Raw genomic sequence first — 23,568 nt, 5'->3', positions numbered from 1 at the left:
CGATCCGTGGGTGGGTTTCCATACGGCGCTCGGTTCGCCTCGAGACGAGTCGCGGAAAACTATCTCTACCGTCCCCCCTATTCGCCCGAAGTATATCAACTACTTGTGGGGCTGCTTCGGGGCCAACCGCGTGTTTTGCTGGATGCGGGATGCGGACCGGGGAAGATTACGCTCGGACTCCTCGACGGCCTGGATCGCAGCGATGCGGTCGACCCTTCGGCGGAGATGCTCCGCATCGCCCGATCCCTGCCGAACGCCGACAGTCCGAAAATCAATTGGATTCGGGCGCCGATAGAAGAAGCGCCACTCAATCCACCCTACGGCCTGATTGCGTGTGCGGCGAGCATCCATTGGATGGACTTGGATCGGACGCTCCCGCGGTTCGGTCGCGTCTTGAACCCCGGCGCGCACCTTGCGGTGGTCGACGGCGACTCGCCGGTCGATGCGCCGTGGGAACGTGACGAAGTCGCATTCATGACGAGCTTCCTGGAAAGGATCGGCGCGCGGCGCGCTGGTGAGTGGAAAACCGCGAAAGAGCTGCTGCGCGCGCCCCGGCTTGCGCACCCGGCATTCGAACCGGTGGGTTGCCGGGTCACCTCGCCGATCCCGGTGTCGCAAAGTATCGGGGACTACCTTCGCGGCCAGCACTCGCGCGCAACGTGGGCCGAAGACCACCTCGGCGCGGGCGCGACGGCCGAGTTTGACCTTGAGATGACCAAGCTGCTGAGGCCGTACGCGTCAAACGGAGTGCTGACGTTCGTCGTGCAGGCTCGCGTTGAATGGGGCCTGATTCGCGCCTGAGTTCGAGCCGCATTCCCAGGGAAGCCGTACCCCTGGGGTCGGCGGGGGCGGCGCAGAGGAGCGACGCCGCTGCGCCGGTGAACCAGCACGGCATGGCGCCGCGATACGAGCTGCTGCTCCGGGGCGGCACGGTGCTGGATCCCGCGCAGGGACTGCGCGCCGGTGCGGACGTGGCGTTTGCCAACGGATATGTCACTGCGGTGGAGCCCGGCCTCACACCCGGGGACGCGGCCGAGAGCGTCGACTGTTCAGGGTTGCTGGTCGCGCCGGGGATGATCGACCTGCACGTCCACGTCTTCTACGGCGTCAGCCACTACGGCATCGAGCCCGACCCGCACTGCGTCGCGAGGGGCGTGACGACGGCGGTGGACGCGGGCTCGGCGGGCGCCGACACGTTTCCGGGGTTCCGGAAGTACGTCATCGACGTGGCGGCGACGCGCCTGTTTGCGCGGCTCAACATCTCGTCGCTGGGCATGCTGAGCGCGGCGGTCGGCGAGCTCGACGACCTCCGCTACGCGAGCGTGCCGAAGGCGATCGCGACGATCGAGCAGCACCGCGATGTGATCCTCGGCGTCAAGGTGCGGCTGACGCGGAACCAGATCGTGGGCCGCGAGGCCGGGATGAAGCCGCTCTATCTGGCGCGCGAGGCGGCCGACGCGGTGCGCCTGCCGATCATGGTGCATCCCCAAGAGGCGTGGTGCGAGTCGCTCGACGACATCCTCGCGGTCATGCGCGCGGGCGACATGCTGACGCACTGCTTCCACGGCCTTTCGCACGGCATCCTGGACGAGCACGGGAAGATCCGGCGGTCGGTGCACGCGGCGATGGAGCGCGGTGTCGTCTTCGACGTCGGCCACGGCCGCGGCAGCTTCTCCTGGCGGGTCGCGGAGACGGCCCTCCGGCAGGGCGTGCAGCCGCAGACGATCTCGAGCGACCTTCACGCCTACAACGTGAACGGTCCCGCTTTCGACCTCGCCACCACGGTCAGCAAGTTCCTGCACCTCGGAATGTCGCTCGACGAGGCGCTGCGCAAGGTGACGGCGACACCCGCCCAAACGCTCGGGATGGCCGACCGGATCGGTACGCTGCGGGTAGGCGCCTGGGGCGACGCGGTGGTCTTCGAGCTACAGGACGGCGAGTTCCGGTTCGAAGACTCGCACGGCGACGTGCGGACGGGGCGCCGGCGTCTCGTGCCCAAGACCGTGGTGCGCGGCGGCCGGGTGTACCGCGAGACGCCGGAGGGTCACACCGCGCGCCACCATCATCACCACCATCGCGAGTAGGCCGCTCGTCTCACCTCACGCCGGGATGCTCGGCAGGCTCTCGCTCACCAGAATCCAGGACGTCGGGTAGCCCATCGCCCGCGCCGCCTCCACGTACTCGCGGTTCGACTGCGCGAGCGTCTCCCCGCGGGCGAGGCGGTAGAACTCGATCCAGCCCTTGAGCGCGAGCGCCCAGATCAGGTTCCAGAAGTCCGGGCCCGAGAAACGCCATCATCGCGATCGCGAAGATGAGGTAGGGGAACGCCTGCAGCAGTTCGACGATCCGGGCGCCGACCATGTCAATGCCGCCGCGGACGTGCGCGCCGGCCATGCCGAGCGCGGTCCCGGTTGCCGCGGAGAGGCCGACCGTGAGCAGGCCGACGAGCAGGCTGACGCGCGTGCCGTAGATCGTCCGCGAGAAGACGTTCCGGCCGAGGGCGTCGGTGCCGAACCAGTGCGCCGCCGACGGGGGCGCAAGCCGCGCGGCGAGGTCGGCGGCCGACGGGCTGTACGGGGCGATCGCCGGCGCGAGGAGCGCGCCGAGCACGTAGACGAGCACGATCGCGGCCGAGACGGCGCCGACGGACTCCGTGGCCAGGCCCACCGCGATGCGCCCGCCGGCGATCGGCCGAGTGCCGGGGCTAGAGGTAGTGTGAAACCTCGATCAGGTTCCCGTCGGGGTCTCGAAAGTAGAGCGACGACATCGCCCCGAGCGCCCCCTCTTGGGCCACGGGGCCCTGCACGACCGGCACGCCGCAGGCCGCCAGGTGTGCGAGCACGTCGGGCAGCGGCATCGCCGTAATGAGACAGAGGTCGCCGGATCCCGGCGTGGGACGCAGCGCCGTCGGCTCAAACTCGCGTCCGGCTTGGTGCAGATTGATCTTCTGGCGGCCGAACGCGAGCGCGCGGCGGCCGTCGTCGAACGTGACCGGCGTCATTCCGAGGACGCGCGCGTAGAACGCGCAGGTGGCCTCCACATCCCGCACCGTGAGGACGAGGTGATCGATGCGCTCGATCGACGGCGCGGACACCGCGCAATTACTCTTCGTCCATCCGAAACTCGGCGTGCAGCACGCGGACGGCTTTCTCCACATCGTCCGCCCGCACGACGCACGAGATCTTGATCTCGGACGTGGCGATCAGTTCGATGTTGATGCCGTGGCGGGCGAGCGCCCCGAACATTGTCGCCGCGACGCCGGGGTTGGTGATCATGCCGGCGCCCACGATGCTGACCATGGCGACGTCCTGATCGGAGATGATCTCGCGGGCGCCGATCGCGCCGGCGACGGAGCGGGCGGCCTCGATCGCGACCGCCATGTCCGAGCGCGCGACGGTGAACGAGATGTCCGCGCCCTGCGCCCGCGGCACGCTCTGGATGATCAGGTTCACGTTCACGTGGCGGTCGGCGATCGCGCGGAAGAGCGTGTGCGCGATGCCCGGCCGGTCCTGGAGGCCCGTCGCGGCGATCTTGGCCACGTTGCGGTCGTGCGTGACGGCCGTGACCAGCCGCCGGCGTTCCATCGCCCGATCCGTCACCACCGTTCCCCCCCGGTCGACGAACGTGCTGAGCACCTCGAGCGGCACGCGGTACTGCTTCGCCAGCTCCGCGGCGCGCGTCTGCAGAACGAGCGCGCCGGAGCTCGCCATCTCCAGCATTTCATCATACGAGATTTCGGCCAGCTTCCGCGCCCCGGGTACGACGCGCGGATCCGCGGTGAAGACGCCCTCGACGTCGGTGTAGATCCGGCAGATCTCCGCGCCGAGCACGGACGCGAGCGCGACCGCGGTGGTGTCCGACCCGCCGCGGCCGAGCGTCGTGATCTCGCCGTCGCCGGTGATGCCCTGGAAGCCCGCGACGATCACGATCCGGCCGGCCGCGAGCTCGCGGTCCACCCGGCGGCGATCGATGTCGTCGATCCGCGCCCGCAGGTGCACGGGCTCGGTGCGGATCAGCGCCTGCGCCCCGGTGAGCGACACCGCTTCTTGGCCGCGCGTGTGCAGCGCCATCGCGAGCAGGGCGATCGACACCTGCTCGCCGGTAGCGAGCAGCATATCCATCTCGCGGTCCGCGGGGCGGTCGGTAATCTGCCGCGCGAGGCCGATCAGGTCGTCGGTCGTGTCGCCGGGCGCGGAGACCACGACGACCACGTTGTGACCGGCTTCCCGGGTCGCGGCGACGCGGCCGGCGACGTGCTTGATCTTGTCGGGCGTCGCGACCGAGCTGCCGCCGAACTTTTGAACGACGAGGCTCACGACGCGGACTCCACCACCGTCCCGTCCGGGTCCACGTCGGCCTCGAGCGCGCGGCACGCCGTCCCCGAGGCTTCAAACGCCCGCCGCATCGCCTCCCCGATGCCCGCCGCGTCGCCGAACGCCACGACGGTCGGCCCGGAGCCGCTCAGCGCCACGCCGTGCGCCCCCGCCTCGCGCGCCGCGGCGAAGACGGCCTCGAGGCCGGGGACCAGTTTGGCGCGGTGGGGCTGGTGCAGGCGGTCGCGGGTCGCCTCGTCGAGCAGATCCGGGCGGCCCTCGGCGAGGGCGGCGACCAAGAGGGCGGTGCGCGTGACGTTGAAGACGGCGTCGCGAAACGGCACGCGCTCCGGCAGGAGCCGCCGGGCCTCGGCGGTCGACACCGCGAACTCGGGGATCGCGAGCACCGCGCGCAGCCGCTTCGGGAGGAGACGTATGTAGCGGATTTTCCCCGCCGCCGTGGTCACGCACGCGACCAGCCCGCCGAGGACGGCCGGGGCCACGTTGTCCGGATGGCCCTCCATCCCCGCGGCGAGGTCGATCAGCGCCTGCTCGTCGAGCGGCGTGTCGAGGAGCGCGTTGGCCGCGGCCGCGCCGCCGACGATCGCCGCAGCGCTGCTGCCGAGCCCGCGGGCGAGCGGAATGCGGTTGTGCTGCCGGAGGTGGAAGGCCTCAGGCAGGCGGCCCCGGTGCGTGCCCCGTGCGCGGACCGCGTCGACCACGGCCAGCGCCGCCCGGTACGCCAGGTGCGTGCCGTCCCGCGGCAGCGCCATCGCGCCCTCGCCCTCGATCTCGATGCGCGGCGCATCCGCGTCCTCCAGCGCGACGGTGTTGTGAAGGCGCAGGGCGAGGCCGAGCGCGTCGAAGCCGGGCCCGAGGTTGGACGTCGTCGCGGGCACGCGGACGCGGATCATGAGCCGGTCCCCGCTCGCGCGCGTTCGCGGCGGCCGGCCGCTTCCCGGGGATCGGTCATCGGCGTCCGCGAGACGATTCCCCCGCTCCCGAGAGCGCCGGTTCGCCGATGACGGCTTCGATCGCTTCGAACGTGGCCGGCACCGGCTCGGGCCGCCGTTCCGTGCGCAGCACCGCCTCCGGATCCTTGAGGCCGTGGCCGGTGAGGATGCAGACGATGGTGCTGCCCTCGGGGATCCGTCCTTCGCGCGACCGACGCAGCACGCCGGCGACCGACGCGGCGGAGGCCGGCTCGACGAAGGTGCCTTCTTCCCGCGCGAGCATCGTGCGCGCCGCCAGCAGTTCCTCATCGCTGACCGCCTCGAAGGCGCCTCCGGACTCCTCGACCGCCGCGACCGCGCTGTCCCAGGAAGCGGGCCGTCCGATCCGGATGGCGGACGCGATCGTCTCCGGCCGGTCGACCGGATGCCCGAGAACGAACGGCGCGGCCCCCGCGGCCTGGAAGCCCCACATCCTCGGCCGCGCCGTCACGATGTCGCGCGCGTGGTACTGCGCGAAGCCCTTCCAGTAGGCGCTGATGTTGCCGGCGTTGCCGACGGGGACCGCGAGCACGTCCGGGGCGCGCCCCAGCACGTCGCAGACCTCGAAGGCGCCGGTCTTCTGCCCCTCGATCCGGTACGGGTTGACGGAGTTGACCAGCGTAAGCCGCAGGCGCGGCGCGCCTTCGCGGACGAGGCGGAGCGCCTCGTCGAACGAGCCTTCGATCGGCACGAGCCGGGCGCCGTGGGCGAGCGCCTGGACGACCTTGCCGAGCGCGACCCCGCCGGCCGGGACCACGACGAAGCAGGCGATCCCGGCGCGCGACGCGTACGCGGCGGCGGAGGCCGCGGTGTTGCCGGTGCTCGCGCAGAGCACGCCGCGGCTGCCTTCCTCGACCGCCTTCGTGATGGCGAGCGTCATCCCGCGGTCCTTGAACGATCCGGTCGGGTTGACCCCTTCGTTCTTCAGGTAAATCGTCGCGCCCGGCACGTGGCGCTCGAGGCGCTCGGCGCGCAGGAGCGGCGTGTCGCCCTCACGCAGGGTAACGACCGGCGCGCCGTCCGTGACCGGCAGGAACTGCCGGTACTCCTCGATCACCCCGCGCCACAGGCGCCTACTCACCGTCCACCACGCGGATGACGTTGCGGACCGTGCCGACGACGTCGAGGGCTTGGATCCGCGCCAGGACCTTGCGCATCTGCGCCTCGCGCGCCGTGTGCGTGATCATGACGATGTCGGCGTCGGTGCCGCGGCTCTTCTGCGAGATCGCGGAGATGCTGACGCCCTCTTCGCCGAAGATCGTCGCGATACGCGCGAACACCCCCGGCCGGTCGGTGACCTGCATCAGGAGATAGAACGGCGTCTCGACCTCTTCCATCGGCCGAAGCGGCCGCGCGTCCAGCGATTCCCAGCCGACGCGGCCGTGCAGGCCCCGCCGGTGGTTGCGCGCCACGTCGATGAGATCCGCGACGACGGCGCTCGCCGTCGGAGCGCCGCCCGCCCCGCGTCCGACGATCATGACTTCGCCGGCCTGGTCCCCGCGGACGAAGACCGCGTTCAACTCGTTGCGAATCGCGGCGAGCGGGTGCGCGTGCGGGATGAACGCGGGGTGGACGTGGGCCTCGACGCGGCCGCCGTGCTCGCGCGCGATGGCGAGCAGTTTGAGCACGTAGCCGAGCTCCGCCGCGTATCGAATGTCCTGCGCGGAGACGCGGCTGATGCCCTCGCGGTAGACCGAGTCCGCGTGCACCGGCGTGTGGAACGCGATTGTCGCGAGGATGGCGAGCTTCGCCGCCGCGTCGTGCCCCTCCACGTCGTCGGTCGGATCCGCTTCCGCGAAGCCGCGGCGCTGGGCGTCGGCGAGCGCGTCGCCGAACTCCGAGCCGTCCTCCGCCATCCGCGTGAGGACGTAGTTGGTCGTGCCGTTGAGAATGCCGGTGACCTCCGCCACGCGGTTGGCCGCGAGCGACTCCTTGAGCATCTGGATCACCGGCACGCCCGCGCCGACGCTCGCCTCGAGGCGCAGGTCGACGCCCGCGCGGGCGGCGGCGGCAAAGAGTTCCGGGCCGTGCCGCGCGATCAGCTGCTTGTTCGCGGTAACGACGTGCTTGCCGTGCTCGATCGCGTCGAGCAGAAGCGTCCGCGCGGGCTCGAGCCCGCCCATGACCTCCACGATCACGTTGATGTCGTGGTGCGCGACGACGGCGGGCGCGTTGCCGGTCAGCACGCCCGGTTCGAACGCGACGCCGCGGGACCGCTCCACGTTCGCGACGGCAACGCGGCGCAGACGAAGCTGCGCGCCGGTGCGCCGCTCGATCTCGTCGCCGTTGGCCCGCAAGAGGCGCACCACCGCGCTGCCGACCGTCCCGCAGCCTAACAGGCCGACGTTCACGGGCACCGGCGGCGGTTCGCCTTCCCGCGCGATGAAGCTCACGACGCGGCCCTCACCGCGGCGCGCCTTTGGCGGCACCGATCCCGAGCGCTTCGAGACCCCGCCGCAGCGTCCGCCGCTCGTCCTCGGTGAGCGGCAGCGCGGGCGGCCGTGCCGTCGCGTGCGGGATCAGGCCCGCGATCACCATCGCTTCCTTGACGACGACGAACGCCGGCGCGTCTGCCGTGAACAGGCCCGGGATCGCGTTGAGGTGGCGGCGGCCCTGCTCCGCCGCGTCCGCGAGCCGTCCCTGGGTGACCGCGCGGTAGATCTCCACCAACGGATCCGGCGCGAAGTTGGCGGTGCCCGGGACCGTGCCGTCGCCGCCGAGCAGCAGCGTGTTGAGCAGGTGGTAGTCCATGCCGCAGAGCACGACGAAATCCGGCCGCGCCGGCCGCACGGTCGTGATGATTTCCTGGACGTGCGCGACGCTGTCGATGGTGTCTTTGATGCCGGCGATGTTGGCGTGGTCCCGGGCCAGCCGCAGCACGAGGCGGGGCGGGATGTTGCGGCCCGTCAGACCCGGGAAGTTGTAGATGTAGACCGGCAGGCGGGTCGCGATCGCGATCAGCCGGAAGTGCTCGTAGATCGAGCGGTCCGGCGGCACCCAATAATATGGTAGGACCACGGCGACCGCGTCCGCGCCGATCTGCTCCGCGTGCTCGGCGTAGGCGACGGCTTCCTCCGTGCCCGGCGCGCCGCAGCCCACGAGCACCGGAACCCGCCCCCGCGCGGTCCGGACCACCAGTTCCGCCATCGCGCGGCGCTCCTCGCGGGTCAGCGCGGTGAACTCGCCCGTCGTCCCGAGCGGGAACACGCCGTGCACGCCGCGGGCGATCAGCCACTCGACGTGGCGGACGTTGGCCGCTTCGTCGAGCCGGCCGCGCTCGTCGAACAGCGTGGGGATCGGCACGACGATCCCGGCCAGCCCCTTCGTCCCGCCGGCGGCGCGCTTGGCCTGCGCCGCCAGATAGTCGCGGATCAGCGTCCTCGCGTCCTCCGCCTGTTCATCCGGTACCAACAGGTCGCCCCACACGCCCGTCGCCTTCTCGAACACCACGCCGTATCCGGGCATCTGCCGCGAGCGGAGCGCCACGGGAATGCCGGCCTGTTCCAGGACGCCCTGGAGCATCAGCGCTTCGACCTCGTCTCCGGCGGTGTGGACCTTTTTCATGGGCGTGCCTCCCGCTTGAGCGTGAGCCACAGACGGTAGACCTCGTTGCGGCGGAGGCGGCTCGCCTCGACCGCCCGCCGCACCGCCTCGTGGGCGGAGCAGCCTTCGGCCGCGGCGCGCACCATCGTCTCGCGCGCCAGCGCGCGCGCCGCGTCGGCCGCGGCTCCGGTGTCCGCGGGGTCCGTGCCGCCCGACCCCGTTCCTTCGATGACAAGCGTGAATTCCCCACGCGGAGGATGCGCGGAAAAGTGCCGCACGGCTTCGGTGAGCGCCGCCCGGTACACCTCTTCGTGCACCTTCGTCAGTTCGCGCGCGACCGCGATCCGGCGGTCGCCCAGCGCTTCGAGCAGGTCGCCGAGCGTCTCACGGAGCCGGTGCGGCGCCTCGAAGAGCACGAGCGTGTGCGGGAGATTCCGCAGGGCGTCGAGCGCGCGCCGGCGCTCCGCGCCCCGGGTCGGGAGAAACCCCAAAAACGTGGCCGGTTCCGCCGGGAGGCCCGACGCGACGAGCGCGGCCAGCACGGCGCTCGGGCCGGGAATGGGCACGACGCGCACACCCGCGTCCGCCGCGGTCCGCACGAGGGCGGCGCCCGGATCGCTCAGGCCCGGCGTGCCCGCGTCCGAGACCAGCGCGATCGACTCGCCGCCGAGCAGCCGCCGCACGAGGACCGGCGCGCGCACCCGTTCGTTGTGCTCGCGGACGCTGACGAGGCGGGCCGGGATGCCGTGGTGCGACAGCAGCTTGCGGGTCCGGCGGGTGTCCTCCGCCGCGACGAGTGCCGCCTCCCGCAGCACGCGCAGCGCGCGGAGCGAGACGTCCTCGAGGTTGCCGATGGGGGTTGCGACGACGTAGAGCGTCCCTGGGCCGGACGTCACGGCCCCACTATATCACGCACCGTTCTTACCGCAGCGCGGACGCGACGCCGATCACCCCGACCAGGACCAGAAATCCGAGGACCGTGACTTCGAAGTGCCGGTCGGTGAGGCCGCGGACGGCGAGCACCCCGGCGGCGAATCCGGCGATCACGACCGGCGCCGTTCTCGCCGCGAGTCCCAGCGCCTCCGCCGTGACCCCGGCGCCGAGCGCGAGCAGCGCCACGCTCGTCACGGTGGCCAGAAAGATGTAGACGACCATGGTGCTGCGAAACCGGTCTTTCGCGTACCCGCGCGCCATGAGATAGAGCGCGACGGGAGGTCCGTTCAGGCTGGTGCTGGTGGAGAGGACACCGCTCAGGAATCCGACGGCCACGGTGTCGAGCATTCCGCCGGCGAAGCGGGGGCGGAACCGGGTCAGCATCAAGATCGCGAAGGCGGCGGTGACCGCGGCGATCGCCGCCTTGAGCACCCGCGGCGGGCCGAGGGCCAGCAGCGCGACGCCGAGCGGCATGCCGGCGAGGCTCGACAGGAACAGCGGGCGGACGACGCGCCACTCGACCTCCCGCCGGATCTCGCGGCGAACCACGAGCAGGCCGCTCGCGCAGATCCCGAGCAGCAGCGTGAGCACCACGACGAGACGCGGCGGGTAGATCAAGGCGAGCAGTGGCGTGCTGACCAGGTTGAACCCGAAGCCCGTCACCGCGGCGGCGGCCGCGGAGAGGCCGACGATGATCGCGATCGTGGTCAGCACGGAGAGGCCGGGCGGCTCAAGACCGCCGCTCGAGCTCCAGCAGGCCGGCTTCCTCGATCAGTTCCCGAAACTGCCTCGCCGCGTGCTCGTCCCAGGCGTCGCGGATCGGGCCGCGCACGAAGGTGGACCGGACGACTCCGCGTAATGCGAGGGCTTCCTTGACGGCCCGCTGGCCGCCGAGATGGATCTCAAACGCCACGAGCCGCGCGTACCGCGCCATAAGCTCGGCCGCCCGCTTTCGGTCGCCCGCGCGATAGGCGGTCAGGACACGGACGAAGACCTCCGGCAGCAGGCTGCTCGGCATCGTGCCGGCGGCGCCCTGATCGAGCTCCTCGAGAAAGACCACGCCCGCCGTGCCCCCGAAGAGGCCCCGGATCGCCTCCCCGCCGAGCCGCGCCACCGCCCCGATCTTCGCCGGCGCTCGGTTCGACTCGATCTTGAAGTAGCCGAGGCGCTCGATCGCGCGCGCGAGATCGGCGAGGAAGGCGGCGGGCATCGTGACGCCGCTCAGCGGATGGTCCTGGAGCATCAACGGCACCGTGGTCGCGTGTGAGAGCGCCTCGCAGTGGCGGCGCACGCCGTCGAGATCGGACAGCCAGCCACCGAAAAACGGCGGCAGGAACATCACCGCGTCCGCGCCGAGGTCCTGCGCCTCCCGCGCCAACCGCACGGCGCCGATGGTGCTCGGGTGGTTGCAGGTGACCACGACCGGGATCCGTCCCCGGAGGTGCCGCACCACCGTGCCGATCAGGGCCGTCCGCTCGGCGTCGAGGATCGTGTATCCTTCGCTCGCGTTGGCGAGCAGGACGAGGCCGTGGACGCCGGCCCGCAGCAGGAAGTCCACCGTCGCCCGCTGGCCGTCGTGGTCGAGGCCGCCCGATTCGTCAAAGATGGTGGGCACGATCGGATAGACTCCGTCCAACGCCCGCTCGTTCATCGCGGCCGAACTTCGTTGGCTCGCCGGGGTTTCCTGGGCAGGTTGCGCCCGGCGCCTCCCGAACGTAGAGGACGGCGCAGCACGCACGATGTTCGGCTCGCGTTCCGGGGGGAACTCCGAGTGTGGGCTTGGATCGTCGGACGCATGGGCGGGTTCGTGGCGATTCTCGCCGCCATTTCCGTCGTCACCTTCGCTCTGCTCGCCTTGATCCCAGGGGATCCCGCGACGGTCATGCTCGGCGCGGAAGCGTCGCGCCAGTCGATCGCGGCGCTCCACAAGGACCTGGGGCTCGACCGTCCGGTTCCCGTCCGCTTCGCGATCTGGATGCGGGACGCCGTCCGGGGCAACCTTGGCTACTCGATCTTCTCCCACCGGCCGGTGTCGGCCATGATCGGGGAGCGGCTCTCGACCACGCTCACACTGTGCCTGTTCGCGCTGGCGGTCGCGGTCGCGGTCGGCGTGCCGAGCGGGGTGCTGGGCGCCGTGCGGCAGAACAGCGCGGCCGACCAGGCGGTGCGCCTCTTTCAGTTGCTCGGCCTCTCCGTCCCGGACTTCTGGCTCGGCATCCTGCTGCTCCTGGTCTTCTCGGTGGAGCTGCGCCTCGTGCCGCTCGTCGGCTACAAGACCATCACCGAGTCCGCGGGAACCGCGCTGCGGTTCCTCGCGCTGCCGGCGCTGGCGCTCGGCATCGTGCAAGCCGCGAACCTCGCCCGGATGACCCGCGCGTACATGCTGGAGGTTCTGCGGCACGACTACGTGCGGACGGCCAGGGCGAAGGGACTCGCCGGGCGCCGGGTGATCTATCGCCACGCCCTGCGCAACGCGCTCCCGCCGGTCGTGACGGTCCTCGGCATTCAAGTGGGCGCGCTGCTCTCCGGCGTCGTGGTCGTGGAGACCGTGTTCGGCCTGCCGGGCGTCGGCCAGCTCGTCATCAGCGCGATTTTGACGCGGGACTATCCGCTGATTCAGGGCGTGATGCTGTACTCCGCGGTCATCTACGCGCTCGCGAACCTCGCGGTCGACCTCAGCTACGGGCTGATGGATCCCCGGGTCCGCGAGGCGGCATGACGGATGCGTCGACTCCTGCGCGCGGTCCGGCGCGCGCACCGCACCTGGGTCTCGGCCCTGGGGGCGCTGCTGCTGGCCGGGGCGGTGCTCGCGGCCCTCGCCGGTCCTCTTGCGGCGCCGGCGTCGCCGACCGCGATCGCGATCCAGGACCGGCTCCGGGCGCCGGACGCCGGGCATTGGTTCGGCACGGACCAGTTCGGCCGGGACGTGCTCGCGCGCGCGCTGTGGGGCAGCCGCTACAGCCTCGGCGCCTCGTTCACGGCCGTCCTGATCGCGACGGCGGCGGGGAGCCTGCTCGGGATCGTGAGCGCCTACGCGGGCGGTTGGACCGACCGGGTGATCATGCGGATCTGCGATGTCGTTCTTGCGTTTCCGGCGCTGCTGCTCGCGATCGGCGTCGCCGCGGTGCTCGGCGCCGGCATCAAGAGCATCGTGCTGGCGCTCGCCCTCGTCTACACGCCGCGCATCGCCCGCGTGATGCGCGGCGCCGCGCTGCCGGTCCGGCAGATGGAATACATGGACGCGGCGCGCAGCGGCGGCGCGGGAGCGGCGCGTATCATAGTGCGCCACCTGTTCCCGAACTGCCTGCCGGCGCTCATCGTGCAGGGCTCGATCAGCTTCTCGCAGATGCTTCTCGCCGAGGCGGCCCTCAGCTTCCTCGGCTTGGGCGCGCCGCCGCCCACGCCGACCTGGGGCGGGATGCTGGCGGAGGGCAAGGATTTTCTGACCACGGCTCCGTGGGTGGCGATCTTTCCGGGGCTCTGCATCAGCGCGAGCGTGCTGGGCCTGAATCTGGTGGGGGACACACTGCGCGATACGCTCGACCCGCATCAATCGTGAGCGGGCCCGTCTAAGGGGGAGTGGCGATGGGAGGACGTTGGATCTGGATGCGCCGCGCGGCGATTCCGGCGCTCGCCGCGCTGGTCGGACTGGGGCTGATCCCGCAGCCGGGTTCGCTCGCGGCCCCGGCACCGCCGCGGATCGGGGGCGTGCTCAAAGTCGCCCTGGCGTCGGACGAGAACAGCCTCGACATGCAGGTGACGACGGACTACGAGAACCGCATCGCGCTGATGAACGTCCAGGAGCCGCTCATCACGCTCGACGGAGGCGTCAACCTGGCCCCGGCGCTCGCCGAGAGCTGGCAGGTGCAAGACGCGCGCGTCTATGTGTTCCACCTGCGCCGCGGGGTCCGCTTCCATACCGGGAAGGAGATGACCGCGGATGACGTGATCTACTCGCTGCAGCGCTACAAAGACAAAGGCGGCCGGCGCAGCGACCTGAGCGGCATCCAGACGCTCGAGGCTCCGGATCCCTATACCGTCCGCGTGACCCTCAGGGCGCCGGACGGAACGTTCCTGTTCAGCCTGGCCAACCCGATCGCTTCGGTCGTGATCATGCCGAAGGGCCTCGCCGATCAGCAGGGCGGGACGATCACCCGGCCCGTCGGCACCGGGCCGTTTCAGTTCGTGGAGTGGGCCGCGGACCGTTACCTCGTGATGAAGCGGTTCGCCGCGTATAAGCCGTGGCCGGGCAAGCCGTCGGGCTTCGCCGGCGCCAAGGTCCCCTACGCGGACGAGGTGCGCTTCATCCCGATCAAAGACACCGCGGTGCGCGCCAACGCGCTCGCGACCGGCGACGTGGACATCGCCGACACCCTCGACTATCCGGCATACAGCAAGTTGAAGTCGGCGCCCGGGCTCCACGTGTTCGAGGTTCCGTCGTACACCATCACCGAGATGCGTTTCGGCCACAAGCAGAGCCGGATGGCCAACCTGGCGCTGCGTCAGGCCGTCGCGTACGCGATCAACAAGAAGGTGCTCGCGGACGGCGTGACCTATGGCCTGGGCGCGCCCGCGCCGTCGGTGGTGCTGCCGGGTTCGTCGCTGTGGGACGGTATTACATCGAAAGACGCCGGATACGACCCGGCCAAGGCGCGGCAGCTCCTCGCGCAGTCCGGGTACAAGGGCGAGGTCTTGAAGATCAACGTGACGCCGACCGCGCCGCTGGACGAGGCCGCGGCCGTCATCGTACAGTCGCAGCTCAAGGCCGTCGGCATCAACGCCCAGATCAACTCCATGGAGCTCGCCGCGTGGACGCAGACCTGGCGCACCGGCAACTTCGACATGTTCATCAACGACCTCACGCTGCGGCCGGATCCGATCGCGATCTACCGCCCGCTGTGGAACTCGACCAGCACGCCGTCGGGCTACAACAACCCGGACTGGGACCGCCTGACGAACGCGGTGGCGGCCACGACCTCGCGGCCGCAGCGCCACGCGCTGATCGACCAGATCCACGAGTTGCAGGTGAAGGACCTGCCGTTCATGCCGCTGTTCTTCAGCACGATCGGCCAGGGGTACCGGGACTCGGTGCACGGGTACGAGGTCTGGCCGGCCGGCTACGTCCGCGTCTGGAACGTCTGGACCGACAAGTAGGCGCCGTCCGAACGACGCAATGCGGATTGCCGACGTAAAGGCGACGGTGGTCCGGATCCCGCGCCCGGAGTCGCTCTTTTCCGGGACGGCCGGACTCCGGGGCCGGGCCCGCCGCGCCGCGGACTCGACCTACCAAGTCGTCGAGCCGTATCCGACGGTCTACTCCACCGCGGTGGAGACGCTGCTGGTCACCGTGGAGACCGACACCGGGGTCGCCGGCACCGGCGAGGCGCAGTTCCCGGTCGCGCCGGAAGCCGGCGCCGTGATCGTCGAACGGGTCCTGCGGCCGCTCCTGATCGGCCGGGACCCGACGGGACGCGAGTCCCTGTACGGGATGCTGTACTCGGCGATGCGGTGCCGGGGACACATCACCGGTATGTACGTTGACGCCGTCGCCGGGGTCGACAACGCGCTGTGGGATCTGGGCGGTCGGGCGCTGCGGCAGCCGGTCTGGCGGCTGCTCGGCGGCCCCGCGCGCACGCGCGTTCCCGCCTACATTTCGGGACTCGCCGGCGAAACGCGGGAGGAGCGGATCGGCGAAGCGCTCGAGTTCCGCCGGCGGGGGTTTCGCGCGTTCAAGATCTTCGCGGGACACGGTGTCGAGGAGGACGCCGCCGAAGCCTCGGCGCTCCGCGAGGCGCTCGGTCCTGACGTCCGCCTGTGCGTCGACACGCAGTGGATGTACGATCCGGAATCCGCGATCCGGCTGGGGCGCGCGCTCGAACGGATCGACGTCGCCTTTCTGGAAACGCCGGTGCTGCCGGAAGATCTCGCCGGGACGGCCAGGGTGGCCGCCGCCCTGCGCCTCCCCGTCGCCGGCGGGGAGTGCGAGCGGACCCGCTATCAGTTCGAGCCGTGGCTGGAGGCCGGGGCGCTCGATGTGGCGCAGGTCGACGTCGGCCGGTGCGGCACGACGGAGTCGCGCGCGATCGCGCTGCTCGCCGAGCGCTATCGCCGGCCGCTCACCCTGCACCTCGGCGTCGGACTCTTCGGCTACATCGCCGCGTCGCTGCAGGTGGCGGCGTGGGCGCCGGGGTTGATGATGGTGGAATACCAGCCGCAGATGGTGGAGTTGGCGTCCGGTCTCATCGACGCGCCGTTCGAGACCGAGGCCGGCGAGTTCGTCGTGCCCGACGGGCCGGGCAGCGGCGTGCGGGCCGACGCGGATGCGCTGGCGCCTTACGTCGTCCGGCCGCGCGGCGGCCGATGGTACGATATCGCGGAGTGAGCGGGCCGGACCGGCCCGAAGCGGGGGGGAGTGTGACGATGGCGGAATCGCTGCGCGATCGCGCATCGCGCGAAGTGCGCTATGACGCGTTGACGTGGCAGGAGATCAACGAGGCGGTCGCGCTGAAGAAAGTCGTGGTTCTCCCGGTGGGCGCGACGGAGCAGCACGGTCACCACCTGCCCCTCGAGACGGACACCAGGCAGGTGCGCGCGCTCGCGATGGAAGCCGCGACGCGTTCGCCCGCCGATATGCTCGTCATGCCGGAAGTGGCCTACGGCTACACGCACCACGTGATGGATTTCCCGGGTACCGTCACCATCGAGCCGTCGACGTTCGTGAGACTGCTGATCGACATCGGCCGGTCCGTCGCCTTTCACGGGTTCAAGCGCATCATCATGATCAACGGACACGGCTCCAACGCGCCGCTTGTGGAAATGGCGGCGCGGCAGGTCAGCCTGCAGACCGACGCCGCCTGCATGTCGCTCGGCTGGTGGCATCTCGCGGTGAAGGACTGGAACGCGGTGCGCGAGTCTCCGGTCGGCGGCTGCGCGCACGCCTGCGAGATGGAGACATCGCTCTACTGGCACATCAATCCCGACGGCGTCCGGACTGAGCGGATCAAGGGCGACATTCCGAGCTACATGAAGCTGCCCGGCGCCGACCGGTGGCACTACCGGGACATCACGCTCGGCTCCGGTCCGGCCGGGATCATGGACTGGACGTCGTCGTTTTCCGAGACCGGATCGAACGGACTGCCGCAGTACGCGAGCCGCGAGAAGGGCGGACGCTACTTCGAGGCGATCGTGCGGGATCTGGTCGACCTCGTCCGCTGGTTCCGCAGCCGGCCCGACCTGCCGAGGCGGGACCGCCACACCGCGGCCCCGACCTTCGCCCTGCCGTTCGAATTGTAAGGATGCGCGGCCGCCGCCCCTTAGTCGTGCGCGTCCGTATGCTTATGCCGGTCGTAGTACCGGCGCGCCTTCGCGCGGTTGCCGCAAGTGTTCATGTCGCACCACCGGCGGCTGTGGTTGCGGCTCGTGTCGAGGAACAACCAGTCGCAGGTCGGGCTCTCGCACTTGTGCACGCGGGTCCGCTCGTGCTCTGACGTCAGCACGTCCATCGCAGACCGCAGCACCGGCCACAGCACGCGGTCGAGATCGTCGTCGCCGTCTCCCCAGAGGCGGACGCACCCTTCCTGGCTGGTGGCGAGCCGGACGTGGGCGAGCGCTCGGCTGAGGGCGGCATTGAAGACCTTCATGTCCTCCTCGGCCTGAGGCTGACAGTCCGCCGCGCCGCAGAAGATCCGGAACATCACTTCGCGCAGCGCCACCGCGTCGCGGAGCGTCCGCGCGGCCTCATCGGGCCGCCGCTTCGAGAGTTGTGTCAGCCGTTGCACCGCGTCATCGTCGAGCAGGCCGGCCTGGCGTCCCCATGCGAGCAGATCGAGGTAGTTGTGCAGGTGCTCCTTTGGAGTCTTGCGCGCTCCGCCCAGGGTGTTGACGAAGTCCAGGCAGAGCCGTCCTCCGCTGAACTCAAAGGTGTACTCTGTTAACACCGTTTGTTTCGCCCCCACCTCAATGTTCCCCATAACATAACCCTCAAATAACATTTGACAAGTTAGGTCGGGCGTGGTAGGCTGTCACCAGTAAAGACAATATAGCAGGTTAGACGAGCCCCTGCAAGTGGTCGGAATGGCTTTCTGGTTCGTCAGGGAGGCAGTTACGGGATGTGGCCCTATCTGGTTGGTTCAGAGTGGTTATGGGATGCGGTGCTGTCGGCGGCGTTGGTTGCGGTTGTCGCCGCGATCGCGGTGCGGGCGGCCTCGCGGCGTGAGCCGGCAGGCGACGCCCGCGCGGCACAGGACCGGATCCAACGGATCTGGCATGCGCACGAGCAAGGCGACCTCACGGAGTGGGAGTTTGCCCGGCTGATCAGCCCGCGGCAGACGACGTACGAGCGGCGCTGGCCGGCGATGATGGTTGCGGGCCCGGCCGGCGAGACGCTCGTGCCGCACGACGTCGCGGCCGATTAGATTGCGCGCGACGAAGCGGACAGATTCGGCGTTCAGGTCCCGATAGGATACGTGAAGACCCCGGAAAGGGAGGACGATCATGATCGATATCCGCACCAGCAGCGTCAGGAACAGCACGGTACCTTCGCCCGTAATCACGCCGCGCACGACCGTCGCGACGGCCCTCAGGCTCCTCCGAGAGCACGGCCTTCGCGCGCTGCCGGTGTCCGATGGTGATCGTCTCCTCGGCCTGGTCAGAGAGACCGGCCTCCTGCGGCTCACACCGTCGGACGTGACCACCCTGGACGTGTATGAGCTGCGCGATGTGCTCGACAGGTTGACCGTTGCGCGGATCGTCGAGCCGGTGCCGTCGATCGCAGCGGACGCGTCGCTCGAGGACGCGGGGATGTTGATGCGGACGGGCGGCTATGAGGCGCTGCCGGTGATGGACGGCGCGCGCCTGGTGGGGCTGCTGCCCTGGACCGCGCTGCTGCCGTAGGGTTGCTCGACCGGTACGAAAGGAGTCTTTCGGATGTGGAATGTTCAAATGTACGAAATGCTTGCGAACGAACGCATGGCGGCGCTCAGGCGGGAGGCGGCTGCCGACAGGCTCGGGCTCGACACGGCGGCCGGGGGTCGCACCGCGGGGCGCAAAGAGGCCCGCATGGCCCGTCCACTGAAGGACACCGCCTCCGATCCGGCGATGCGGTCCGGGCGGCTCGGGCTCGCGGCGATGCTGGTCGGCCTCGCGGCGGCGGGCGCGCTGCGCCGGAGGCGCTGACCGGAGCGAGGCGTCACGGGAAGCGATATCGGTAGTCGGTGCGAGCGGGGCGCCGCGGCGGTTTCAAGCCGGCGGCGCCCCGCGCCGGTCTAGGCGCCGCGGACGCTGGGCATGAAACCCAGCGGCGCGGAGGTGTGAGGATGTCGGGCGGACGGCCGCTTGTGGACCGGCGAGACAGGTCTCCGGCCGGCGTTTGGAACCGCGACAAGTTCGAAGCCTCGCTCGGGCTGCTGCACGCGCTCGGCCTGCCGCTCCGCCTCATCGAGTACTATCGCGCTCGTGCCCGCCGCACCGGCCGGCTGCCGCACGAAATCGTCGCCGACGTCGTCAAAGACGCCGCGCCCGGGGGCGACGTCTAACCTCGTTCTGCCGCTCCCCCGAACGCCGCCAACCGGGGTAAGATGTAGTCGTGCCCAAGACGGTTCACGTCATCTTGGCCTTTCATGCTCACGAGCCGCTCTGGGATCTGCCGGCACACTTGCAGGGCGCCGTTCCGGACGCGCGCATCGCGCAGGCCGTCCCGCCGGAAAACTACCTGCGCCGGCGGGCCAAAGAGGGCCGCAATATCTACCGCGACCTCATCGCGTTCGCGAAAGCGATGGACGTGCGCGTCACGGTGGACATCTCCAACGATCTGCTCTACCAGATCCGCACGATTCTCCCGCGAACGTTCGAGGAGCTGCGGCGCGCCTACCGCGATCACACGATCTATCCGCTCTACACGACGGCCCACCACACCCACGCGTCGCTGCTCGAGCCGGGGGAGCTCGTCGAAGAGCTGCGGCTGAACCAGGAGATGCTGCACGACGTGGTCGGCGCCCCGCGCCCGCGCCGCCGCGTGTTCTTCTTCACCGAATGCTCGGTGCATCCGCGGTTCGCGCCGGCCCTCGAGGACGCGGGCATCGACGCGGCCGTCCACCCGCACCTCAGCGACCGGAAGGGCGTGTACACCGCGTCCGATCCGTCGTACGACTACGTGCACCGGCCGTTCCTGATCGGGCGGCGGCTCGTCGCGCTGCCGCGACACTTCCGTGTGTCGCAGGAGATCTGGCGGCCGGTCACGCGAATGTATCCGCAGGAAGTGCGCTCGCAGGGCTACATGATGGGCGCCTACTACGTCTTTGATACGGAGTACAAGGAGCACCGGTATCTCGACTTTCCCATCGATCGAACGCACGGGGTCGAGGAATACGCGGGAACTCTTCGGGAGGCGCTCAACGCGGCCCCGGATAACGGGTTGATCCTCTACATTCAGGATCTCGAGCTCATGGACTTCGGCGACGTCGCCCTCGACGTGCTGCAGGCCTCGTGGCGCCAGGTGCTCGGCTCGCCCGACGTCGCGGTCAAGTTCGCGACGCCCGACGACTACCTCGAGACGCTGCCCGGGCCGCCGCAGGCGAGGGTCGAGCACCAGGGGATGGGCTGGGCGCCGGAGACCCGCGTGCTGCTCCGTTCGGACGGCCAGTATCCGCCGCTCTACGCCGGAGAGGCCGGCGGCGTGGACGCGGTGCCGCAGATCTTCCGGGCGCACCCCTTCATCTACTGGGAGCCCGGCAAGTACATGGTCGGCCTGTTCGGGTGGATGCTGCGGGCGTTCGGCCTGCTCGCCCCGGTCGGGGTGCACGCGTCGGTGCTCGCCGACGAAGGGTATCAGCTGTACCGGTTTCCGATCGAGAAGCGCGTCGCGGTCGGCTTCCGCCTCCTGAAGCAGGCCGACAACTGGGGCTGGCAGCCGAGCGAGGCGCTCAACAAGCGTCCCTACCTGTACGGCCTGGTGATGGCCGACGCCCTCATGATGATGCTGCAGTTCTATCCGGAGCGGTATCCGGCGACCGAGGACCACCTCGACCCGCGGATGCTCGTCGGGCTCGGGCGCCTGCCGGAAGGCCTGCTCGACACCCGCATCGCCTATCTTCGGTTTGCGCTCGAACGCCTCCGCGAGGAGCGCCACGACTACGACCCGAGCGAGGCGTTCCGGCAGCTGGACTACGCGACCGACTTCCGTGACAAGGCGGGCCGCGGCGCGGAGCAGCTGCTCGACGCGTACCGGGCGCTCGACGAGGACTTTCACAACGCGGCGCGCTGGCGGCGCGTGCTGCTCGAGGCGCGCGAACACTGCCGGAACGTGTTCTTGTGCCTCGACCACCTGCAGCGGACCTGGATGGCGGCGGGCGAGGTGGATTTCCTGATCGATGCCATGTACCGGTACCTCTACGACCTGTATCCGCCGCGCTTTCCCGAGATTCTCGACGAGGTGGACCGCGGGACCGAAGCCGAGCGCGTATACCTCGGGACGCGGCTCGTGCATTTTGCGATCCCGCCCGAATCGGCGATCGCCGGCCGGCCCCTCAGCGCGCTGGCCGTATCGCCGGACAGCCTCGTCGTGGCGCTGCGCCGGGGCACCCGAATGCTCGTGCCCCGCGGCGACACCGTGCTGCACGGCGGCGATCACATCACGGTCGCGACCACGCGGGGCGACGGCGTGCGCCTGGAGGAAATCATCGCGCCGCGGTGACCCCGCGTTGCCTGCGCCGCTCCGAACGTCCACGCCCGGGCGGGTGATTATGGAGGCAAAGCCCCGAGTCGCCATAGAGGCCCTCACGCCCCAGGTCGACTGCGGGCGGTTCCCGGCAAAGCGCATCGCCGGCGACACGGTGGTCGTCGAGTGCGACGCGTTCGCCGACGGCCACGACGTCCTGGCCGGCGTGCTGCGCTACCGGAGGGAGGGCGACCGTCGATGGAGCGAGGCGCCGCTCGCCCTGGTCGACAACGACCGCTGGCGCGGCACGTTCGCCGCGTCCCACGCCGGCCGGTACCGCTACACGGTGGAGGTCTGGGTCGACCATTTCGCCACGTGGACGCGCGATCTCGCGAAGCGCGTGGACGCCCGGCAGGACGTGCGGGTGGACCTCGAGATCGGCGCGGCGCTCGTGCGGGCCGCCGCGCGCCGCGCCGGCGGGCAGGCGGAGGCCAAGCCGCTGGCGGCCTGGGCGGACCGTCTCGGCGCGGGCGATGCGGACGCGGTGCGGATCGCGCTGTCGGACGATCTCGCCGCCGCGGTGCGGCGTCACCCCGATCGGACCGCGGCCGCGCGGTACGCGCCCGAGTTGCGCCTCGTCGTGGACCGCGAGCGCGCCCGGTGCGGCGCGTGGTACGAGATGTTTCCGCGTTCCACCTCGCCGGAGCCCGGGCGGCACGGGACTTTCGCGGACTGCGAGGCGCGCCTGCCGTACGTCGCCGGTATGGGCTTCGACGTTCTGTACCTGCCGCCGATCCATCCGGTCGGACGCGACCACCGCAAGGGGCGTAACAACGCCGAAATCGCGGCGCCCGGCGATCCGGGAAGCCCGTGGGCGATCGGCGCGGCCGAGGGCGGGCACACCGCGATTCACCCGCAACTCGGCACGCTCGACGCCTTCCGGCGGCTCGTGACGCGCGCCCGCGAGCACGGCCTGGAGGTCGCGCTCGACCTGGCCTACCAGTGCGCGCCGGACCATCCGTATGCCCGCGAGCATCCGGAGTGGTTCCGGCGGCGGCCGGACGGCACGATCCAGTACGCGGAAAACCCACCGAAGAAGTACCAGGATATCTACCCGTTCGACTTCGAGTCCGCCGGATGGCAGAGCCTCTGGAAGGAGCTCCTCGGCGTCGTGCGTTTTTGGATGGGCGAAGGCGTACGGATCTTCCGCGTAGACAATCCGCACACGAAACCGTTTCCGTTTTGGGAGTGGCTGATCGAGGACATCCACCGCACCGACCCCGATGTGATCTTTCTCGCCGAGGCGTTCACGCGGCCCAAGGTGATGTACCGCTTGGCCAAGCTGGGCTTCACGCAGTCGTACACGTACTTCACGTGGCGCACCGCCAAGGCGGAGCTCGTGCAGTACTTTTCGGAGCTGACGCGGTCGCCCGTGCGGGACTTCTTCCGCCCGCACCTCTGGCCGAACACGCCCGATATCTTGCATAAATATCTGCAGGACGGGGGCCGCCCGGCGTTCGCGGTGCGGCTCGTGCTCGCGGCGACCCTCGGCGCCAACTACGGTATCTACGGGCCGGCGTTCGAGCTGTGCGAGCATCAGTCGGCCGCGCCGAACAGCCCGCCGCCGGCGAGCGAAGAATACCTCAACGCCGAGAAGTACGAGATCAAACACTGGGCGCTCGACCGGCCGGACAGTCTGCGCGGCCTGATCGGCCGTGTAAACACGATCCGCCGCGCGCATCCGGCGCTGCAGCGCGACGATTCGCTCGTCTTTCACGGGGTGGACAACGACCAGTTGCTCTGCTACAGCAAGACGGCCGCCTACGGCGGCGGGGACGCGGTGCTCGTTGTCGTGAACCTCGACCCGCACTCCGCGCAGTCGGGGTGGACCGCGCTGGCGCTCGACGCGCTCGGCCTCGGGGCGGACGAACCGTTTGCCGTAACGGATCTGCTGACCGACGCGCGGTACGCCTGGCGCGGCGCCCGCAACTACGTGTCGCTCCGGCCCTCCGAGCAGCCGGCGCACATCTTCCGCGTGGAGCGTGGCGCGACGTGAGCCCGTCGTCGCGGGGCGGGGCCGCGCCGAACCGGCGCGCGCGGACGCGGCGTGGTCCGGCGGCCACGGCGCCGCGGC

At 70.3% G+C, this 23,568-nt stretch carries 24 protein-coding genes; 13 read left to right on the top strand and 11 right to left on the bottom strand.

What is annotated here, in order from left to right; all coding sequences use genetic code 11:
* Positions 1–417: 417 nt before the first annotated feature.
* Positions 418–801 carry a hypothetical protein gene (locus VFL28_10035; protein HET7265001.1) on the top strand — a complete coding sequence of 128 codons (384 nt, stop codon included), beginning with the start codon at positions 418–420 and terminating at the stop codon, positions 799–801.
* The gene (locus tag VFL28_10030; protein HET7265000.1) at positions 780–2,084 is read left to right on the top strand and encodes an amidohydrolase/deacetylase family metallohydrolase; all 1,305 of its coding nucleotides are present in this window, start codon (positions 780–782) and stop codon (positions 2,082–2,084) included. The genes VFL28_10035 and VFL28_10030 overlap by 22 nt, the downstream gene beginning before the upstream one ends.
* Positions 2,085–2,094: 10 nt before the next feature.
* Here VFL28_10030 and VFL28_10025 read toward each other — a convergent pair whose 3' ends face one another.
* Genes VFL28_10025 through VFL28_09980 form a run of 10 tightly spaced genes read right to left on the bottom strand, consistent with a single transcriptional unit; the run spans position 2,095 to position 11,432 of the window.
* On the bottom strand, positions 2,095–2,667 hold the full coding sequence (locus VFL28_10025; GenBank protein ID HET7264999.1) for a hypothetical protein: 573 nt from the start codon (positions 2,665–2,667) through the stop codon (positions 2,095–2,097).
* A gap of 37 nt (positions 2,668–2,704) precedes the next feature.
* Positions 2,705–3,094 (bottom strand): VOC family protein, encoded by a 390-nt coding sequence (locus VFL28_10020; GenBank protein HET7264998.1) that lies wholly within the window; start codon positions 3,092–3,094, stop codon positions 2,705–2,707.
* A gap of 7 nt (positions 3,095–3,101) precedes the next feature.
* Complete coding sequence (locus VFL28_10015) at positions 3,102–4,316, bottom strand: aspartate kinase (protein ID HET7264997.1); 1,215 nt, start codon at positions 4,314–4,316, stop codon at positions 3,102–3,104.
* Complete coding sequence (gene thrB / locus VFL28_10010) at positions 4,313–5,227, bottom strand: homoserine kinase (protein ID HET7264996.1); 915 nt, start codon at positions 5,225–5,227, stop codon at positions 4,313–4,315. The genes VFL28_10015 and thrB overlap by 4 nt, the downstream gene beginning before the upstream one ends.
* A gap of 55 nt (positions 5,228–5,282) precedes the next feature.
* Positions 5,283–6,386 (bottom strand): threonine synthase, encoded by a 1,104-nt coding sequence (thrC, locus tag VFL28_10005; GenBank protein HET7264995.1) that lies wholly within the window; start codon positions 6,384–6,386, stop codon positions 5,283–5,285.
* A complete protein-coding gene (locus tag VFL28_10000; GenBank protein ID HET7264994.1) occupies positions 6,379–7,698 on the bottom strand; it encodes a homoserine dehydrogenase in 1,320 nt (439 codons plus the stop codon). Before VFL28_10000 ends, thrC begins: the two co-directional genes overlap by 8 nt.
* Before the next feature lie 10 nt (positions 7,699–7,708).
* Positions 7,709–8,869 (bottom strand): dihydrodipicolinate synthase family protein, encoded by a 1,161-nt coding sequence (locus VFL28_09995; GenBank protein HET7264993.1) that lies wholly within the window; start codon positions 8,867–8,869, stop codon positions 7,709–7,711.
* Complete coding sequence (rsmI, locus tag VFL28_09990; GenBank protein HET7264992.1) at positions 8,866–9,744, bottom strand: 16S rRNA (cytidine(1402)-2'-O)-methyltransferase; 879 nt, start codon at positions 9,742–9,744, stop codon at positions 8,866–8,868. The genes VFL28_09995 and rsmI overlap by 4 nt, the downstream gene beginning before the upstream one ends.
* Positions 9,745–9,769: 25 nt before the next feature.
* Positions 9,770–10,495 (bottom strand): sulfite exporter TauE/SafE family protein, encoded by a 726-nt coding sequence (locus tag VFL28_09985; GenBank protein HET7264991.1) that lies wholly within the window; start codon positions 10,493–10,495, stop codon positions 9,770–9,772.
* Between the two features lie 16 nt (positions 10,496–10,511).
* On the bottom strand, positions 10,512–11,432 hold the full coding sequence (locus VFL28_09980; GenBank protein ID HET7264990.1) for a dihydrodipicolinate synthase family protein: 921 nt from the start codon (positions 11,430–11,432) through the stop codon (positions 10,512–10,514).
* 120 nt (positions 11,433–11,552) lie between these two features.
* On the opposite strand from VFL28_09980, the gene VFL28_09975 reads away from it, so the two are divergent.
* The 5 genes from VFL28_09975 to VFL28_09955 are packed head-to-tail and all read left to right on the top strand — an operon-like array spanning position 11,553 to position 17,074.
* A complete protein-coding gene (locus tag VFL28_09975; protein HET7264989.1) occupies positions 11,553–12,500 on the top strand; it encodes an ABC transporter permease in 948 nt (315 codons plus the stop codon).
* 3 nt (positions 12,501–12,503) lie between these two features.
* The gene (locus VFL28_09970; protein HET7264988.1) at positions 12,504–13,340 is read left to right on the top strand and encodes an ABC transporter permease; all 837 of its coding nucleotides are present in this window, start codon (positions 12,504–12,506) and stop codon (positions 13,338–13,340) included.
* 26 nt (positions 13,341–13,366) lie between these two features.
* Positions 13,367–14,935 carry an ABC transporter substrate-binding protein gene (locus VFL28_09965; GenBank protein ID HET7264987.1) on the top strand — a complete coding sequence of 523 codons (1,569 nt, stop codon included), beginning with the start codon at positions 13,367–13,369 and terminating at the stop codon, positions 14,933–14,935.
* 19 nt (positions 14,936–14,954) lie between these two features.
* A complete protein-coding gene (locus VFL28_09960; GenBank protein HET7264986.1) occupies positions 14,955–16,163 on the top strand; it encodes a mandelate racemase/muconate lactonizing enzyme family protein in 1,209 nt (402 codons plus the stop codon).
* A gap of 38 nt (positions 16,164–16,201) precedes the next feature.
* A complete protein-coding gene (locus tag VFL28_09955; protein HET7264985.1) occupies positions 16,202–17,074 on the top strand; it encodes a creatininase family protein in 873 nt (290 codons plus the stop codon).
* 20 nt (positions 17,075–17,094) lie between these two features.
* Here VFL28_09955 and VFL28_09950 read toward each other — a convergent pair whose 3' ends face one another.
* Entirely contained in the window at positions 17,095–17,751 is a 657-nt protein-coding gene (locus VFL28_09950) for an ABATE domain-containing protein (protein HET7264984.1), read from the bottom strand.
* Between the two features lie 138 nt (positions 17,752–17,889).
* Between VFL28_09950 and VFL28_09945 the strand changes: the two genes are divergently transcribed.
* From VFL28_09945 to VFL28_09920, 6 genes are all read left to right on the top strand, one after another.
* The gene (locus tag VFL28_09945; GenBank protein HET7264983.1) at positions 17,890–18,195 is read left to right on the top strand and encodes a hypothetical protein; all 306 of its coding nucleotides are present in this window, start codon (positions 17,890–17,892) and stop codon (positions 18,193–18,195) included.
* A 79-nt stretch (positions 18,196–18,274) separates the two neighbouring features.
* A complete protein-coding gene (locus tag VFL28_09940) occupies positions 18,275–18,673 on the top strand; it encodes a CBS domain-containing protein (GenBank protein ID HET7264982.1) in 399 nt (132 codons plus the stop codon).
* A 33-nt stretch (positions 18,674–18,706) separates the two neighbouring features.
* Complete coding sequence (locus VFL28_09935; GenBank protein HET7264981.1) at positions 18,707–18,955, top strand: hypothetical protein; 249 nt, start codon at positions 18,707–18,709, stop codon at positions 18,953–18,955.
* A gap of 140 nt (positions 18,956–19,095) precedes the next feature.
* On the top strand, positions 19,096–19,314 hold the full coding sequence (locus tag VFL28_09930; GenBank protein HET7264980.1) for a hypothetical protein: 219 nt from the start codon (positions 19,096–19,098) through the stop codon (positions 19,312–19,314).
* A 50-nt stretch (positions 19,315–19,364) separates the two neighbouring features.
* The gene (locus VFL28_09925) at positions 19,365–21,470 is read left to right on the top strand and encodes a TrkA C-terminal domain-containing protein (protein HET7264979.1); all 2,106 of its coding nucleotides are present in this window, start codon (positions 19,365–19,367) and stop codon (positions 21,468–21,470) included.
* A gap of 49 nt (positions 21,471–21,519) precedes the next feature.
* Entirely contained in the window at positions 21,520–23,490 is a 1,971-nt protein-coding gene (locus VFL28_09920) for an alpha-1,4-glucan--maltose-1-phosphate maltosyltransferase (protein HET7264978.1), read from the top strand.
* Positions 23,491–23,568 lie beyond the last annotated feature (78 nt).

It is taken from the genome of bacterium, from assembly GCA_035691305.1.
In the GTDB taxonomy this organism is placed as follows: Bacteria; Sysuimicrobiota; Sysuimicrobiia; order Sysuimicrobiales; family Segetimicrobiaceae; genus DASSJF01.
The sequence above is the reverse complement of the archived record's forward strand: the minus strand, read 5'-3'. Positions and strand labels throughout refer to the sequence as shown.